Here is a 249-nt window from a genome sequence, read left to right as displayed (position 1 = left end):
GTACGAGCACCTCGCCTTGCGCGGAAAGGCGCTCAGTGGTTTCAAACGTTAGGTTACGCAGAATATCGGCCGGCGGGTATGCGGCCTTCGAATCGAAGGCTTCACGACGGCCGCCCTCGCGGAGCAGCAGGGTGTCGGCGAACCCCGTGGTCGTCAACAGCGCGGTCTTCGCGACCTTGCCGGTGAGCACGGAGGGAGTAGAGGGAGTAGTGAAGGAGACGATGACGTACGCGGTGCGAAGAAACGAGT

The 249-nt window shown here is 62.2% G+C and carries 1 protein-coding gene; it reads right to left on the bottom strand.

Translation table 11 applies throughout. The features are described from left to right. The coding region (locus tag AMS67_RS00130; protein WP_241487942.1) for a hydantoinase/oxoprolinase N-terminal domain-containing protein at positions 1-190 on the bottom strand (190 nt) is incomplete at its 3' end. Positions 191-249 lie beyond the last annotated feature (59 nt).

Source organism: Leucobacter japonicus (assembly GCF_001273855.1).
GTDB lineage: Bacteria > Actinomycetota > Actinomycetes > Actinomycetales > Microbacteriaceae > Leucobacter > Leucobacter japonicus.
This window is presented reverse-complemented; position numbering and strand designations above follow the sequence as displayed.